Here is a 16,313-nt window from a genome sequence, read left to right on the forward strand (position 1 = left end):
GTTGCTGACCTTGCCGTGTTACGAGCAGTCCATGGTGACTGCTCGTTTTGTCTTGCTAAAAGCCATTTCTGTTTGGTTGTCGCTGTTTCAGATCTGGCTGATTATGCCAAAAAGTTGCGAAATAATGCCGCAGTTAGACGTCTGTAGCATTTCGAATCAGGCAGTGAAGCGCTATACTATGCGCCGATCTGTAGGTCAGGCTGTGCCAGTAGGCCAGCTTTCATTTTTAAATAACGGAAAATAGCCATGAATTTGCACGAGTATCAGGCAAAACAGCTGTTCCGCGAGTACGGATTACCAGTCTCTGAAGGCTTTGCGGAGGAAACTCCTCAAGCCGCTGCTGAAGCTGCAGACCGTATTGGTGGCAATCGCTGGGTCGTTAAAGCACAGGTTCACGCTGGTGGCCGCGGTAAAGCGGGTGGTGTGAAACTGGTTTCTTCCAAAGAAGAAATTCGTAATTTTGCGCAGCATTGGCTGGGCAAGAACCTGGTGACCTACCAAACTGATGAGAAAGGCCAGCCGGTCAGCAAAATCCTGGTTGAGTCCTGCACCGATATCGAAAAAGAGCTGTATCTGGGTGCCGTGGTAGACCGTGCCAGCCGTCGTATTGTCTTTATGGCATCGACTGAAGGTGGTGTGGATATCGAGAAAGTGGCGGAAGAAACGCCAGAGAAAATCATCAAAGTAGCGGTTGATCCTTTGGTAGGCGCTCAGCCGTTCCAGGCGCGTGAAATTGGCTTTAAGCTGGGCCTGACACCTGAGCAAATCAAGCAGTTCACTAAAATCTACCTGGGCCTGGCGCAGATGTTTGTCGATCTGGATATCGCCCTGATCGAAGTCAACCCATTGGTGATTACCTCCAACGGCAACCTGCACTGTCTGGATGCGAAGCTGGTGGTAGACAGCAATGCACTGTACCGTCAGCCTAAACTGCGTGATTTCCACGATCCATCACAAGAAGATGAGCGTGAAGCCCGTGCCGCCCAGTGGGAACTGAACTACGTAGCGCTGGAAGGTAACATTGGCTGTATGGTGAATGGTGCAGGTCTTGCGATGGGCACCATGGACATCGTCAAGCTAAGCGGTGGTAAGCCAGCCAACTTCCTGGACGTTGGTGGTGGTGCGACCAAAGAGCGTGTTTCCGAAGCCTTTAAAATCATTTTGTCTGACTCTGCAGTGAAAGCTGTTTTCGTCAATATCTTTGGTGGCATTGTACGCTGTGACATGATCGCTGAAGGCATCATTGGTGCTGTGGAAGAAGTGGGTGTGAATGTCCCTGTAGTGGTGCGTTTAGAAGGCAACAATGCTGAACTGGGCGCGAAAAAACTGCAAGAGAGCGGACTGAACATCATTGCAGCCAACTCGCTGAGCGAAGCCGCTCTGGCGGTGGTTAAAGCTGCTGGAGGCAACTAATGAGCATTCTGATTAATAAAGACACCAAGGTGATCTGTCAGGGTTTTACTGGCAGCCAGGGGACTTTCCACTCCACACAAGCTATCGAGTACGGTACTCAGATGGTTGGTGGTGTAAGTCCTGGTAAAGGTGGTTCTACTCACCTGGGCCTGCCGGTATTTAACACAGTGCGTGATGCGGTGGAAGCTACCGGCGCAACTGCGACTGTGATCTACGTACCTGCACCATTTTGTAAAGATGCCATCATTGAAGCGGCCGATGCCGGTATTGAGCTGATCGTTTGTATCACTGAAGGGATCCCAACCATCGACATGCTGTTTGCCAAAGAGTACATCGACCGTAAAGGCGTGCGGATGATTGGTCCAAACTGCCCGGGTGTGATCACGCCGGACGAGTGCAAAATCGGTATTATGCCTGGCCATATCCACAAAGCCGGTAAAGTGGGCATCGTCTCCCGCTCTGGTACTCTGACCTATGAAGCGGTTAAGCAAACCACCGACGAAGGCTTTGGCCAGTCTACCTGTGTAGGTATTGGTGGCGACCCAATCCCAGGCTCTAACTTCATTGATATTCTGAAGTTGTTCCAGGAAGACCCAAAAACCGAAGCCATCGTGATGATCGGTGAAATCGGCGGTACGGCTGAAGAAGAAGCCGCTGCTTACATCAAAGAGCATGTAACTAAGCCTGTGGTATCTTACATTGCTGGTGTAACGGCTCCTCCGGGTAAGCGTATGGGCCATGCTGGCGCCATCATTTCTGGTGGTAAAGGCACTGCGGATGACAAGTTCCGTGCGCTGGAAGACGCTGGCGTAAAAACCGTCCGTTCTTTGGCCGATATCGGTAAAGCACTGCGCGAGCTGACTGGCTGGTAAGCTTATTTCTGCTTCGCATCAAAACCCGCTGACTTCAGCGGGTTTTTTATTTTCGTGCTTTTGCTACCATCGCTTTTGAGAGCACTAGCCAGCAGCCATGCTGGTGTTATAATGCCTGCATTCTTAAGCTGCGCCGGCAGCGAATTAGCAGAGGATTATCATTACCATGGCGGACGTAGACCATCGCCCCAGCAATTTTATTCGTCAAATTATTGATAAAGACTTAGCCAGTGGCAAGCACAGCTCGGTGCATACCCGTTTTCCGCCTGAGCCAAACGGCTTTTTACACATAGGCCATGCCAAATCCATTTGCCTGAACTTTGGCATTGCTGAGGATTATCAGGGCAGTTGCAATCTGCGATTTGATGATACCAACCCGGAAAAAGAAAACATCGATTTTGTTCACTCCATTCAGCAGGATGTGCGGTGGTTGGGATTTGAGTGGCAATCACCTGTCCATTATTCATCGGATTACTTTGAACAGTTGTATGGTTATGCAGTCGAGCTGATTCAAAAAGGTCTGGCGTATGTCTGCTTTCTCAATGCAGAGGATATGCGTGAATACCGCGGTAGCCTGACCAGGCCCGGCAAGCACAGTCCAACCCGCGATACCTCGCCGGAAGAAAACCTGGCCTTGTTTGAGAAAATGCGGGCTGGTGGCTTCAAAGAGGGCGAGTGCTCACTGCGGGCTAAGATTGATATGAGCTCGCCTTTTATCTGCATGCGTGATCCGGTGATTTACCGGGTGAAGTTTGCCCATCACCACCAGACCGGGGATAAATGGTGCATCTATCCGATGTACGACTTCACCCATTGTATTTCCGACGCACTGGAAGGCATTACTCACTCGCTGTGTACCCTGGAGTTTCAGGACAACCGCCGTTTGTACGACTGGATCCTGGACAACATCAGTATTGACTGTCACCCACAGCAGATTGAGTTTTCCCGTTTAAATCTGGAATACACCGTGATGAGCAAGCGCAAGCTGCAAACACTGGTAGAAAAACAGGTGGTGCAGGGCTGGGATGATCCACGGATGCCAACCATTGCTGGTTTGCGCCGTCGTGGTTACACACCAGAGTCGATTCGGGAATTTGCCAAGCGCATTGGTGTGACCAAACAAGACAACATTATAGAGATCAGCGCACTTGAGTCCTGCATCCGCGATGATTTAAATGCGCGGGCACCGCGCGCCATGGCGGTGTTGGAGCCACTGAAAGTGACCATCACCAATTACCCGGATAACGAGCTGCAGTGGCTGGATGTGCCCAATCATCCAAATGATGATAGTTTGGGACAGCGTCAGTTGCCCTTTGGCAAAGTGGTGTATATTGATCAGGCTGATTTCCGCGAAGAAGCCAACAAAAAATACAAACGATTGGTCACTGGTGGTTGTGTGCGGCTTCGCAATGCCTATGTGATTCAGGCTGATGAGGTGGTGAAAGATGCTGATGGCAAGGTAATCGAACTGCTGTGTAGTTATTTGCCGGAAACTTTGGGAGAGAATCCTGCCGATGGCCGTAAGGTTCGGGGAGTGATTCACTGGGTCGAAGCCAGCCAGGCCAAACCTGCTGAGTTTCGGGTGTACGATCGCCTTTTTAGCGTGCCAAACCCGGCGGCCGAAGATGATTTCCTTCTGTCCGTAAATCCAGAGTCTTTGTTAATCAAGCAAGGGCTGGTGGAGCCGTCTTTGCAGCAAGCTGTTGCCGGGCAAGCGTATCAGTTTGAGCGGGAAGGTTATTACTGCGCAGATAGTCAAGATTCAACCCCCCAGCAGTTGGTGTTTAACCGTACTGTCGGCTTACGCGATAGCTGGAGCGATGCGTCTTAACGCCGGGCTTTGATAGACAGGGCCATCCGGGTGATGGCCCTGTTCATAATGAAGGCCGTTAACGGCCTTTTCTAAGTAACAACCCAAGGCCAATAACGGCGGCTACAGTACCTGCAACTAAATACAATACTGTGTTATCGGTTGGGTTGCCGGTAATGACTTCGGTGATTTGTGAGGCGGTGGAGTTGTACTCGGTATAGGCAAAGTACAGTAAAATGGCTCCGGCTATCAGTGCAGCTACTCCAATAATACGTTGCATCCTGTTCTCCTTGATTAAAGTTAAAGCCTGGTCGAGCGTAGTAAAATTGCGTACTATTTTGAAAAGCTTAGCATGATATCCACTTTAGTGCTTGCTTGGGGAGATAACCCGCGCAATTGATTATCAGAATGGAGGCAACAGCCATGGGGTCCGGTCGGGACGAAAAAATAGAGCTGGAGCATGAGGCAGCCCGAATTTTTATGCGTTTGTATGAACGGCGCTTTGGCATCAAAATGCGTCATATCTGGCACAACGAGCCGCGCCGTCCCGATGTTTCCTGTTACTACGACGACCAAAAGCTGGATTTGGAGATTGCCCATTTGTATGGCAGTGAAGCTGAAGCCATGCATATTCTTGGGCGTGAGTTATCGCCACACACTCACCGGGAATTGTTAACGCTGATGCGTATGCCGGCCGAAGCCCGCTTGGTGGCTGCGCTCAATAGCTTGCTGGCCAGTAAGGCGGAAAAACGTTACGACTCCGAGCGGGTCTGGCTGGTGATCCGGAATGCCAATCCACTTTGGACCAAAGATGAGATGTTGGCTCATTTCCCCAAATTACATCTGCCGAAACAACACCCCTTTGAGCAGGTGTGGGTTATTGGAGACATGGCTGGTGAGTCCGGTTTGTTGGCGCTCTTTCCACCACAGCATCAGCCAGCCCCCCCTAAAAAAAGAGACTAATTATGCTGAGGATCTATCATCGTATTGCCACTATGATGCAGCCGGCTTTCTGGTTGATTTTAGTGTTGGCTGTGCTCAGTGGCGCTGCTTTTATCTGGCAGGTGCTGAGTGCGGAACAGCCGCATCAGAGCAGCGTATTGCTTTGGCTACTTGCGATGTTGGCGTCGCTTGGCTGCTTACTGGTGATCAAACTTTTTGTGCAACCAGCCCCAGAGCAGAATGCAAAAGCCGGCTTTTTCCAGCGGCTGAAAATACGCCTGATCCGCCTGGGTTACTACCTGTTAGCGCTGATGACTACTCTGATACTGCTGGCCATTGTATTGCTTGGTCTGCGGGTTGGCACAGGTGCTCTGCTTCGTTTGCTCTTGGGGCATTGATGATGCGCTGGGATATTTTTTGCCGGGTCATTGATAACTTTGGTGACATTGGCGTCTGTTGGCGCCTGGCGCGACAGTTGAGTTCTGAGCATGGCTGCAAAGTGCGACTTTGGGTGGATGATTTGCTTAGCTTTCAGCGTATCTGTGCCGAAGTGCAGCCCGGGCTAAGCCGGCAAGTGCTGACAGAAGGTGTCGAAGTGTGGCATTGGCAGCCTGAACCTGATGCCTTAATACAGCAAGCAGGTTGTGCCGAAGTGGTGATTGAAGCTTTTGCCTGTGAGTTGCCTGAAGGTTATGTGCACGCCATGGCGGCGGCACCGGTTAAGCCGGTTTGGTTAAATCTGGAATACTTGTCGGCAGAAAGCTGGGTGCTTGATTGTCATGCGCTGCCATCGCCACATCCAAGCTTGCCATTGCAAAAGCACTTTTTCTTTCCGGGCTTTTTGCCTGGTACGGGCGGCTTGCTGCGCGAAGGTCGTTTGATTGACGACATGACGGCCTGGCTGCAGCAAGGTGGCAAAAAGCGGTTGCTTGGCAAGCTTGGCATCGCCGAGCCAGAGCGCTATCAGCAGTTGATTTGCTTATTTGCCTATCGTCATTCAGAACTCTTGTCTTTGCTTTCCACCTGGGCGGAGCAGGAGGCGAGGCAGCTTTGTCTGGTGCCTGAGGGAGCTTTGGCAGATGAGTTACGAGCTTTGCTGCCTGAGCTAACCGCTCGTTCTTGGGTACAGCTGGGTAATACAACGCTGCAGGTGTTGCCTTTTATCAATCAGCAGCAGTTTGATCAGCTGCTATGGTGTGCTGATATCAATTTTGTGCGGGGTGAAGACTCATTAGTGCGCGCTATCTGGGCAGGCAAGCCTTTTGTCTGGCAGCTGTATCCTCAGGATGAGGATGCGCACCTGGACAAGTTGCAGGCATTTTGGCACTGTTTTGCAGCGGGGATGGAGGATGCGTTGCAGCAAGCCTTATGGCAATTCTGGTTGAACTGGAACCAGCAAGCGGCGCTGGTTGCTCCCTGGCAGCAATTGACCGGGCTACGACCCGAATGGCAATGGCATTGTCTGAAGTGGCGGGGTCAACTGTGCCAACAGGGGGATCTGGCAAAGAATCTGGTGCGTTTTGTTGAAAATAAATTTATACTAACGGCAAATTTTTCCTAGAAAGAAGAAGCTACTGTTATGATGAAAACTGCTCAAGAGCTGCGCGCTGGCCAGGTGATTATGGTTGGAAGCGAGCCAATGGTGATTTTGAAAGCGGAATACAACAAATCTGGCCGCAACTCAGCTGTGGTTAAAATGAAGCTAAAGAACCTGCTGAACAGCCAGGGGACTGAGACCGTTTACCGGGCCGATGATAAGTTTGAGCAAGTGATTTTGGAAAACAAAGAAGTCACTTATTCCTACTACGCTGATCCTATGTATGTCTTTATGGATGAAGAGTACAACCAGTTCGAAGTGGAAGCCGAGAACATGGAAAGTGCATTAAAATACCTGGGTGATGGCATGCAGTGTACCTTGGTGTTCTATGGCGAGCGGCCAATTTCGGTAGATTTGCCTACCATAGTGGTGCGTGAAGTGGTGTATACCGAGCCAGCGGCTAAAGGGGATACCACCGGCAAAGTAATGAAACCAGCCAAACTGGATACTGGTTTTGAGCTGATGGTTCCAGCATTCGTTGAAACCGGTGATCGTATTGAAATTGATACCCGCACCGATGAATACCGCAGTCGGGCGAAAAGTTAAACACCGACATTGGCAACAACAAAGGAGCTTCGGCTCCTTTTTTGATAGGGTCTGTCTGGGCCATTTCCTTTTTCATAAGATAAAGCACAATCCTATCTGGTTTCCAAATAAGTCGACAGCTGAAACCATCATTCTGAGTAGCTGGGACGACTTAGGAATGTCATACAAAATAATAGCAGCTAACGCGACAGAGCCTGCAATTCACCCAGCGTCATGCTGCTACTATGCTGACGGATTTGGCTTAGCAGCAGCTGGGCACAGGCAAAAGCATCGGCCAGCGCATGATGCTGAGGCGCCTTGGGTAACTTGTGGCGTTCGAGGCAACTGCTAAGGCGCAGCATATCACGGGTTAATACCTTGCCTTTGTTGTGCAGCCGCTGCCATTCAATCTTTAGCGTATCAATGGCTTTAAATTTAGGACTGCGGCCAAAGCAGCGCTCACAGGCCATGGTTAAGAAGGCCAGATCCATTTGGGCATGGTGCGCTACCAGCACATAGCCCGGGTAAGTTTGCAGCAGCAACGCCATGAGCTCACACAGTTCTATACCTGTTGTTAACTGATGGTCGTGCACACCGTGGATCACGGCGCTTTGGCCAACGCCTACCGGTGACTTCACCAGATAATGGGCGCTGTCGCCCAGCATGATTTCCTGACGGCGGATCGGTACCCAGCCGGCACTAATGATGTGATCTTTTTTTGCATCCAGTCCGGTTAATTCCAAATCCAGTACCAGAAAATTGACGTCAGACAGAGCCGTTTTCGGCGAGGGCTGGGCGGCATGCTCATAGCTGCGGACAATTTCATTGATGGGTAACGGAGGATTTTTAAACCAGCCAAACATAATCAAAGCTCCCGGCAAAAACGATATTTCATCTGACTTTGTGTTTGATTGATTACCTCAAACACATCTTTAAGCTGATGACGTTGCAGGCCCGATAACACCGCAGGATCCAGTAAGTTAGATGCTTCATGGCCCTGAGCCACATCGTGCTGATGTTTGTCCCAGCGCAGTTGGGCCAGCACATCAAAAGCATCCAGTAGATTCTGGCTGTCTTTGGCATCCATCACTTTTTGCTGTGCTAATTGGATCAAGCGTTGACGGGTATTGATGGCGCTAATACCCTTACTTAAACTATAAATACGTGCCATATCGGTGATAAGAATTAAACCGCGCTTTTTTAAATCCAGGCCTTTTTTCTGCTTGCCATCCCGCTCCAGCGTAAAGGTTTTGAAAAAGCCGAGCGGTGGTTTGCCTTTCAGGGCGTTGTGGCTTAAATGGTACAGAAATACAGCTTTGTCGGTGGTGCGTGCCAGTATGTCCTGCTGCAGAGCATTAAACAGGCTTTTGCTGCCATAAATAGGCCGCAAGTCGAAGAAAATGCTCGATTTAAGCAAGGCTTCCTGGGTCGGTGTCTGGATCCAGCGGGCGAATTGATTTGACCAGCCTTTTAAACTAAGACGCAGCTCAGGATTACTGGCCATAATATTGCCCGGGCAATAGACGATACCGCATTCGTTCAGACCATCACAGACGATTTTTGCCAGTTGCTCAAAGTACATCGCGATCTCGCCTTCCGGTTCTTTTTCCAGCAAGAGGGCATTGTCCTGATCGGCGTTTAAGCCTTGCTCCATCCGGGCCTGGGAACCAAAACCAAGCCAGGTAAAGACGCAAGGCGGAGCACCAAGCTGCTTGATCGCCAGTTTAATCCAGCTTTGGGTAAGAGCATCCGTGACTGTCGTCAGCACATGGCTGGCCTCGTGCGCTGGAACTTGCTGGGCACTAAGACTTTGGCTGAGATGCAAAATCTGGCTGGCACACTGCAAAATACCTTCTTCAGTGTGTTGGCGATGGATCTCACCAATCAGATACACCGGGTGATCCTGCTGCGCCCGAATAACATCGGTGGCAGTAATCATGCCAAAAAGCTGCTCATCTTTTAGTACGGGTAAATGGTGAATATTGTGCTGGCTCATCAACTGCACCGCTTCAAACAAATAGGCGTGCAAATCGATGGTGTGGGGTTGGCTGGTCATCACGTCGCTGACCGGGCTATCGGCCGGCAATGCTTCAGCCACCACCCGGCTGCGTAAGTCCCGATCGGTAATAATGCCAACCAGTTTGTTGTTTCGCTCCACCAGTAAGGATGAGACCCGTTGTTCGGTCATTTGTGCTGCAGCCTGCTGCACGGTTGCATCAGGAGGAATACTGACTTTGCGGGCTTTGGCAACATCGCTGATTTTTAAGGTAAAGCGATTGGTTGATTGGGATTTGTATTGATGCAAGCGTCGACCAAACAGCCGCTGAAAAAATAACTCAATGTTTTTGAACTGATAGCGGATATGCTGAAAGCCTTCGGCGGTCAGCCAATACACCAGCCCGTCTTCATCGCATAGCAGGGTATCCTGATCATGCAAATCAGTCAGCAATTGCTGATAGCCATAGAAGTCACCGCTTTGCAGCTTGGTCAACAGTTGTTGCTGATCACTGTACAATGAAAACACACCGGTGCGGACTATCATCAAGCGGTTGCTGTCGGTATTGACCTCTTCACCCGCCCGGAAGTAATACACCGACATTTGCCGTGCCAGCGCCTGCAATTGCTCAGCATCCAACTGATCAAAAGGAGTGGTTTCCGCCAGGAACTTGGTGACCTCTGTGACTTCCATCGTGTGCCTGCAATGACTTCTATCCGTTTACTAATCTAGCAACAGTAAGGCCAGGATACCAGACGACTTTAGTCGAACCATGCTCGAAAAAATCAATGGCAGGCTTGAAGTAGCGGGCTCTCAGGCTCCAATTGCTGCCACTCGCCGGACAGCGCCTCACCAGGCATTGGTAACTGCAACTGCGCCCGTTCGGTTAATTGAGCTTGTTGACCACAATGAATAATCAGGGTGAGCCCTATGGCGGACATCCGACGCTCAAACAGATAAATCGGCAGGCGGACCAGCTCGGGGTTCATTTGATTCACTTCTGCACTGTTAAAATCTGCGGCGATAAAACGCAGTGTTTGCGGGAACAGGTAACTCCATGGCCGAAAGAAAGCGGTTTGCTCGCTACTACGAACGACTTCAACTCCAGCGGGGAGTAGGCTTTGTTGATGATCAAACCAGCTGTATTCCGAATAAATTTGAAAGGCTATCATGCCGATACCGGCCGAGACCGGGATCCACCAGCGTGCTAATCTTCCCCGACTGATCCAGCGGGCGGATAAAGCCAAACCGGCTGCGCCCAAACCGGCAAAAACTGTAGCAACTAATTCCCAAAACATGCATACCTCGCGGATAAAAAAGGGCTTTCCTGTTGGAAAGCCCGTTTAGTTTACACTACTTTTCCAGCATTACAGAGTTGCTGCATTTAGTGGCCCGTGGCGGTACCAGCACCGCGTGGGAAGCGCACGCTTTCAACCAGATCCTGAATTTCCTGTGGTGGTTCTTCAGTCAGCGAGGAAACTGTGAAGGCAACCGCAAAGTTGATCATGGCACCAACTGCACCGAAGGACAGTGGGGATATGCCGAACAACCAGTTGGCTTCCACGTTGGTAAAGGTCGCCGTGCCAGGAATAAAGAACCAGCCCAGGTACAGGAAGATGTAGACCACGGTACTGATTAAGCCCGCCAGCATACCGGCAATAGCACCTTTGCTGTTCACCCGTTTAGAGAAGATACCCATCATCAGTGCCGGGAAGATAGACGCCGCCGCTATACCAAAGGCCAGTGCGACCACCTGCGCAGCAAAGCCAGGCGGATTCATACCGAGCCAGGTAGCAATCACAATGGCGACCCCCATCGAGATCCGTGCTGCTAACAGCTCACCTTTATCGCTGATGTTTGGATTGATGGATCCCTTGATTAAATCATGACTTATTGCCGAGGAGATGGCCAGTAATAAGCCTGCGGCTGTTGATAACGCAGCTGCCAGACCACCAGCGGCAATCAAACCAATCACCCAGCCAGGCAGGTTGGCAATTTCCGGATTGGCCAGTACCAGGATGTCGTTGTTCACGGTTAGCTCGTTTCCTGCCCAGCCACGTGCTTCAGCCGTTTCCTGGAATGCTGGTACGTCATTGTACATCTGGATGCGTCCATCACCATTTTTATCATCAAAGCGGATCAGGCCAGTAGTTTCCCAGGTGCGGATCCAGTCAGGACGTTCGTCGTAGTGAATGGACTCTGCGGTTGGACCTGCCGGGTAAATGGTGGTTAACAGGTTTAACCGGGCCATAGATGCCACAGCAGGCGCAGTCAGATACAACAGGGCAATGAATACCAGCGCCCAGCCAGCAGACCAGCGGGCATCGGCTACTTTAGGTACCGTGAAAAAGCGAATAATAACGTGTGGCAGACCCGCGGTACCAATCATCAGGGACAGGGTAAAGAGCACCATGTTCAGTTTATTGCTGACATCGGCGGTGTAATCCTGGAAACCAAGCTCACGCACTACTTCATCAAGTTTCTGCAACAATGGCATACCCGATTCGGTGTGGGTAGAGAACAAACCCAGAGGTGGAATTGGGTTGCCGGTCAGTTGCAGTGAAATAAACACCGCCGGAATGGTGTAAGCGATGATCAATACCACGTACTGCGCTACCTGGGTATAGGTGATGCCTTTCATACCACCCATGACAGCGTACATAAAGACCACTACGGCAGCAATTAACAGACCGGTGTCATTTTCTACTTCCAGGAAGCGGGAAAACGCTACACCGGCACCCGTCATCTGGCCGATAACGTAGGTGACTGAAGCAATAATCAAACAGGCTACTGCTACTAAGCGGGCACCTGTGCTGTAGAATCGATCGCCGATAAAATCCGGCACGGTAAATTTACCGAACTTGCGTAAGTACGGTGCCAGCAGCATGGCTAGCAGCACATAGCCACCGGTCCAGCCCATCAGGAAGCTGGAGTTGGCATAACCCCCGGCCGCAATCAGGCCGGCCATGGAAATAAAAGACGCCGCAGACATCCAGTCGGCGGCGGTTGCCATACCATTGGTTACGGGGTTCACACCACCGCCTGCTACGTAGAACTCTTTGGTAGAGCCGGCACGTGCCCAGATGGCGATACCAATATAGAGCGCAAAGGATGCGCCGACGAAAATTAAGTTAATGGCAAATTGGCTCATGGCTTACTCCTCGTCCAGGCCGAATTCTTTATCCAGCTTATTCATTCTCCAGGCATAGAAGAAGATCAGGCCGATAAAGGTAAGAATGGAGCCTTGCTGGGCAAACCAAAAACCCAGATCAGTACCACCTATGACAATTCCGCTCAGTAACGGGCGGAGTAAGATACCAAAGCCGTAAGATACCAGCGCCCAAATCACCAGACTGATGATGATCAGTCGGAGATTGGCCTGCCAGTACGCAGCGGCATTTTTTTTATGCTCTACCATGGTTGTGCTCCCCTTGTTGTCTTTTTGGTCACCTTGGTCGGTTTTAATCTAGCAGCGACCAGAAATTGCGAAAGCCCGACTTTAGTCGAAGCAAAGCTGAGCAATGGTTGACTTTGGCCGGTGTTCGGCCAAAAGTATCAGCAGAGTGAATAAAAGGAGAGTGCCGCGTGGCAGCCTGGACCGTAGCAATACTGGCATTGTTGTATGTTGGCGGCTTATTTTGGATCGCCAACTGGGGGGAGCGACATGCCGACGATCGTCTGATACGAAAGTATGGGGGCTTCATTTATAGCCTGGCATTGGCGGTGTATTGCACCTCCTGGACTTATTATGGTGCCGTTGGCACAGCTGTTACTCAGGGCTGGGACTATATCCCGATTTACCTGGGACCCATTTTGTTGTTCGTATTTGCTCAGCCATTTTTATTCAAGCTTTTGTATGTGGCAAAAAAGCACAATGTGACTTCCATCGCCGATTTTATCTCTTCCCGTTATGGCAAGCGCCGCAATATAGCCCTGGTGGTAGCACTGATCTGTCTGGTCGTGGTGGTGCCTTATATTTCCTTGCAACTAAAAGCGGTGGCAAGCTCGTATCAGGTGCTGCTGGGGCAGGACTTTAGTGTTGGCACCGTCGCCTGGTATCAGGACAGCGCCTTGCTCAGTGCCGTGGCCATGGCTTTCTTTGCGATTTTATTTGGTACCCGCAAGGTGCATCTGACCGAACAAAATCGTGGGGTGATGGTAGCCATTGCTTTTGAGTCTGTGGTCAAGCTCTTTGCTTTGTTGCTACTGGCAGGGGTGGTCTATGTATTTTTCCTGGATACCGATCGTTCAGCGTTGCAGCACTTTGTCAGCCATGCCAATGCACAACAGCAGCAAAATGCAGGTACCGGCTGGGTTGGTTTTCTAACCAAAACTCTGTTGGCAACAGCGGCGGTATTTTTGCTGCCGCGCCAGTTTCATGTCGCCTTTGTCGAGAATGTGTCCAATCAGCATTTACGCCATGCCAGACGTTGGTTTTCGGGGTATCTGCTGATGGTCACCCTGGTGGTGATCCCTATTGCGGTCGCTGGGATGTTGATGTTCCCGGATAGCTGGCAGCAAGCCGATAGTTTTGTGCTGCTTATCCCGGCGTCCAATGGCTGGGACACTTTAAGTGCTCTGGTGTTTATTGGTGGTTTTTCTGCTGCGACCTCTATGATCATCATTGCTACGTTGGCGTTAAGTACCATGATCAGCAATGATGTGGTGTTGCCGGGGCTGTTACGGCGAGCTAAGCGTCAGGGCATGCAGCACGATTACAGCCTGCTGCTGCTGTTGGTTCGGCGCAGCATGATTGTACTGGTGATGGGGCTATCCTGGCTTTATTACGTCTTTTTTGCCCGCAACTACGATCTGGCAGAAACCGGTTTACTGGCTTTTGCGCTGACCATTCAGTTGGCCCCTGCAGTGGTTGGTGGGTTGTACTGGCGTCATGGCAATGCCCGTGGTGTTTATGCTGGCCTGGCGGTTGGCTTTGGTTTGTGGTTTTTTACGCTGATGCTGCCGCAACTGGTTGGCGCCGGTGTGATCCGCACCGACATTATGCAAAGTGGTTTATTTGGTCTGTCCTGGTTGCACCCCGAGGCCATGTTTGGCATTCGGACCGATAGCCTGACGCACGGTGTTATTTTATCGCTGGGGCTGAATATAGTGGCCTTTGTGCTGGTGTCACTGCTTACCCGGGTACCGCTTAAAGACCGTTTGCAGGCGGTTGCCTTTGTGAAGCCCAACCTGCCGATCGATCATCAGGACACGCCGGCGCGGCGAATTAAAATTCGTAACTCGGATTTACGTACCTTGCTGGAGCGCTTTGTTGGTCAGCAGCGGGCGCTGGAATGTTTGCAGGAGTTTGGTCGCAGGCAACAACAAGAACTGGACCCGGATGATCAGCCCAGCGTGCGTCTGGTCGAGCATGTGGAGCGTGAGCTCTCTGGCGTGATCGGTGCTTCTTCGGCTTCTACTATGGTCAATGCTGTGCTGGAGGGCAAGCAACTGGGCTTTGAGGATGTGGTTACGCTCTTTGATGACACCACTCAGGCCATTCAGTTTTCACGCAAAATTCTGTTTTCCACCCTGGAGCACTTGAGTCAGGGCGTCAGTGTAGTTGACCGGGATCTGAATCTGGTGGCCTGGAACAAAGCGTATCTGGAAATGTTTGAGTATCCGGAAGGGATGGTTCGGGTTGGGCGACCGATTGCGGATATTGTGCGTTTGAATGCAGAGCGCGGTTTGTGCGGTAAAGGAGAAATCGAAGATCACGTCAACAAACGTATTCAGCATATGCAAAACGGTACTCAGCATGTATTTCAGCGGGTGCGGCCAGATGGTAAAGTGATCGAAATGCGTGGTAACCCAATCCCCGGTGGAGGTTTTGTTACCAGCTTTACCGATATTACCGATCATGTGCAAGCGGTACAGGCCCTGGCGGAGGCCAAGCAACATTTAGAGCAGCGGGTGCAGGAGCGTACCCAGACCATCAGCGAAATGAACCATGAGTTGCTGGCAGAAGTGGAGCGGCGCAAGCTCACCGAGCAACAATTATTGCATGCTAAAGCCGAGGCTGAAGCGGCCAATGCATCGAAAACCCGTTTTCTGGCACTGGCCAGCCACGATATTTTACAGCCACTGAACGCAGCGCGGTTATTTACTGCTGCCTTATCGGGACGGCATCATGACAAACAGCACCAGCACATTGTGCAGCAGTTGGATAATTCTTTAAAAGCGACTGAGGAGTTGATTTCTACGTTACTGGAAATCGCCAAACTGGATGATGGCAAGCTGCAGCCTTCGGTACAGCCAGTCGCTCTTGGTGAGCTGCTGTCGAATCTGGCCGATGAATACAATCTGTTGGCCAGGCAAAAAGGCTTGCAACTAAAGGTTCGTAGTCAGGATGTGCAGGTATTGACCGATGCTACTTACTTGCGGCGTATTGTGCAAAATATGCTGTCCAACGCCATTAAATACACCCCAAAAGGTAAGGTACTGCTGAGCTGCCGGCGACGGGGTGAGCATCTGTTGCTGCAGGTGTGGGATACCGGCCCAGGCATTGCAGAGCCGGACCTGGTGCGGATTTTTGATGATTTCTACCGCATTGATGCCACTGCAAAAGGGCAACAAGGCGTCGGTCTGGGTTTGGCGGTGGTTCACCGTATGGCGCGTGTGCTGGGGCATAGCGTCGCTGTTCACTCACGGCCGGGACATGGTACGGTATTTAGCCTGACTCTGCCGCTGGTCTTTGCTGCAGCGGCAAGGCCGGTTGAAGAGTACAGCCGGCCTCGTAGCGCTTTAGCTGGCCTGAAGGTGATCTGTGTTGATGACGATGCCATCAATCTGGAGGCGCTGAAGGTGCTGTTGCAGCAATGGCAGATAGAGCAGGTGCAGGGGTTTTATGATGAGCAAAGTCTGCTGACTTTTGCCGCTCAGCACCCGGCACCCGATGTGCTGCTGATTGACTATCAATTGGGTCAAAATAGCAATGGGCTGGATTTGTATCAGCAACTTCAAGTGTACTGGCAGCATGTGCCTGGTATTCTGGTGTCGGCTTCGCCTCAGGCTGATTTAGCCCGGCAGGCTCAGCGGCTGGGGTTGTTGTTTCTGGCCAAGCCGATTAAGCCGGCGGCACTTCGTGCCAGCTTGAATCAAATCAACTTGCTGAAACGACAGGTTGCCGAATGATTCGGCAGCTGATCCTGGCTTTGC

At 51.1% G+C, this 16,313-nt stretch carries 14 protein-coding genes; 8 read left to right on the forward strand and 6 right to left on the reverse strand.

The window, feature by feature from the left end; genetic code table 11:
- Positions 1-246: 246 nt before the first annotated feature.
- The 3 genes from sucC (at position 247) to glnS (ending at position 4,116) form a co-directional block, all read left to right on the forward strand.
- Positions 247-1,413, forward strand: a complete 1,167-nt coding sequence (sucC, locus tag ABC502_RS07525; RefSeq protein ID WP_330088990.1) for an ADP-forming succinate--CoA ligase subunit beta — start codon at positions 247-249, stop codon at positions 1,411-1,413.
- The gene (gene sucD / locus ABC502_RS07530) at positions 1,413-2,285 is read left to right on the forward strand and encodes a succinate--CoA ligase subunit alpha (protein ID WP_345915427.1); all 873 of its coding nucleotides are present in this window, start codon (positions 1,413-1,415) and stop codon (positions 2,283-2,285) included. Before sucC ends, sucD begins: the two co-directional genes overlap by 1 nt.
- A gap of 166 nt (positions 2,286-2,451) precedes the next feature.
- Positions 2,452-4,116 carry a glutamine--tRNA ligase gene (gene glnS / locus ABC502_RS07535; protein WP_330088995.1) on the forward strand — a complete coding sequence of 555 codons (1,665 nt, stop codon included), beginning with the start codon at positions 2,452-2,454 and terminating at the stop codon, positions 4,114-4,116.
- Positions 4,117-4,174: 58 nt separating this feature from the next.
- Here the strand turns inward: glnS and ABC502_RS07540 are convergent, their stop codons facing one another.
- The gene (locus ABC502_RS07540) at positions 4,175-4,375 is read right to left on the reverse strand and encodes a DUF3185 family protein (protein ID WP_330088996.1); all 201 of its coding nucleotides are present in this window, start codon (positions 4,373-4,375) and stop codon (positions 4,175-4,177) included.
- A gap of 143 nt (positions 4,376-4,518) precedes the next feature.
- Between ABC502_RS07540 and ABC502_RS07545 the strand changes: the two genes are divergently transcribed.
- From ABC502_RS07545 to efp, 4 genes are read left to right on the forward strand one after another with little or no spacing between them, the layout of a single operon-like run.
- Positions 4,519-5,058 (forward strand): hypothetical protein, encoded by a 540-nt coding sequence (locus tag ABC502_RS07545; RefSeq protein WP_330088997.1) that lies wholly within the window; start codon positions 4,519-4,521, stop codon positions 5,056-5,058.
- A gap of 2 nt (positions 5,059-5,060) precedes the next feature.
- On the forward strand, positions 5,061-5,435 hold the full coding sequence (locus ABC502_RS07550; protein WP_345915428.1) for a hypothetical protein: 375 nt from the start codon (positions 5,061-5,063) through the stop codon (positions 5,433-5,435).
- The gene (gene earP / locus ABC502_RS07555; protein WP_345915429.1) at positions 5,435-6,598 is read left to right on the forward strand and encodes an elongation factor P maturation arginine rhamnosyltransferase EarP; all 1,164 of its coding nucleotides are present in this window, start codon (positions 5,435-5,437) and stop codon (positions 6,596-6,598) included. Before ABC502_RS07550 ends, earP begins: the two co-directional genes overlap by 1 nt.
- A 21-nt stretch (positions 6,599-6,619) precedes the next feature.
- Positions 6,620-7,180 carry an elongation factor P gene (gene efp / locus ABC502_RS07560; RefSeq protein ID WP_330089023.1) on the forward strand — a complete coding sequence of 187 codons (561 nt, stop codon included), beginning with the start codon at positions 6,620-6,622 and terminating at the stop codon, positions 7,178-7,180.
- Positions 7,181-7,359: 179 nt separating this feature from the next.
- On the opposite strand, the gene ABC502_RS07565 is transcribed toward efp, so the two are convergent.
- The 5 genes from ABC502_RS07565 to ABC502_RS07585 form a co-directional block, all read right to left on the reverse strand.
- The gene (locus tag ABC502_RS07565) at positions 7,360-8,022 is read right to left on the reverse strand and encodes a 3'-5' exonuclease (RefSeq protein ID WP_345915430.1); all 663 of its coding nucleotides are present in this window, start codon (positions 8,020-8,022) and stop codon (positions 7,360-7,362) included.
- 2 nt (positions 8,023-8,024) lie between these two features.
- On the reverse strand, positions 8,025-9,848 hold the full coding sequence (locus ABC502_RS07570; protein WP_330089004.1) for a putative nucleotidyltransferase substrate binding domain-containing protein: 1,824 nt from the start codon (positions 9,846-9,848) through the stop codon (positions 8,025-8,027).
- A gap of 92 nt (positions 9,849-9,940) precedes the next feature.
- Positions 9,941-10,453: a hypothetical protein gene (locus ABC502_RS07575; RefSeq protein ID WP_330089005.1), complete on the reverse strand. Its 513-nt coding sequence runs from the start codon at positions 10,451-10,453 to the stop codon at positions 9,941-9,943.
- Between the two features lie 86 nt (positions 10,454-10,539).
- Entirely contained in the window at positions 10,540-12,306 is a 1,767-nt protein-coding gene (locus ABC502_RS07580; RefSeq protein WP_330089006.1) for a sodium:solute symporter family protein, read from the reverse strand.
- A gap of 3 nt (positions 12,307-12,309) precedes the next feature.
- A complete protein-coding gene (locus ABC502_RS07585; protein ID WP_330089007.1) occupies positions 12,310-12,573 on the reverse strand; it encodes a DUF4212 domain-containing protein in 264 nt (87 codons plus the stop codon).
- Between the two features lie 167 nt (positions 12,574-12,740).
- Here ABC502_RS07585 and ABC502_RS07590 point away from each other — a divergent pair, with 167 nt between their 5' ends.
- The gene (locus ABC502_RS07590) at positions 12,741-16,289 is read left to right on the forward strand and encodes a PAS domain-containing hybrid sensor histidine kinase/response regulator (protein ID WP_345915431.1); all 3,549 of its coding nucleotides are present in this window, start codon (positions 12,741-12,743) and stop codon (positions 16,287-16,289) included.
- Positions 16,290-16,313: the final 24 nt, after the last annotated feature.

The organism is Alkalimonas sp. NCh-2, assembly GCF_039631345.1.
Lineage (GTDB): Bacteria > Pseudomonadota > Gammaproteobacteria > Enterobacterales > Alteromonadaceae > Alkalimonas > Alkalimonas mucilaginosa.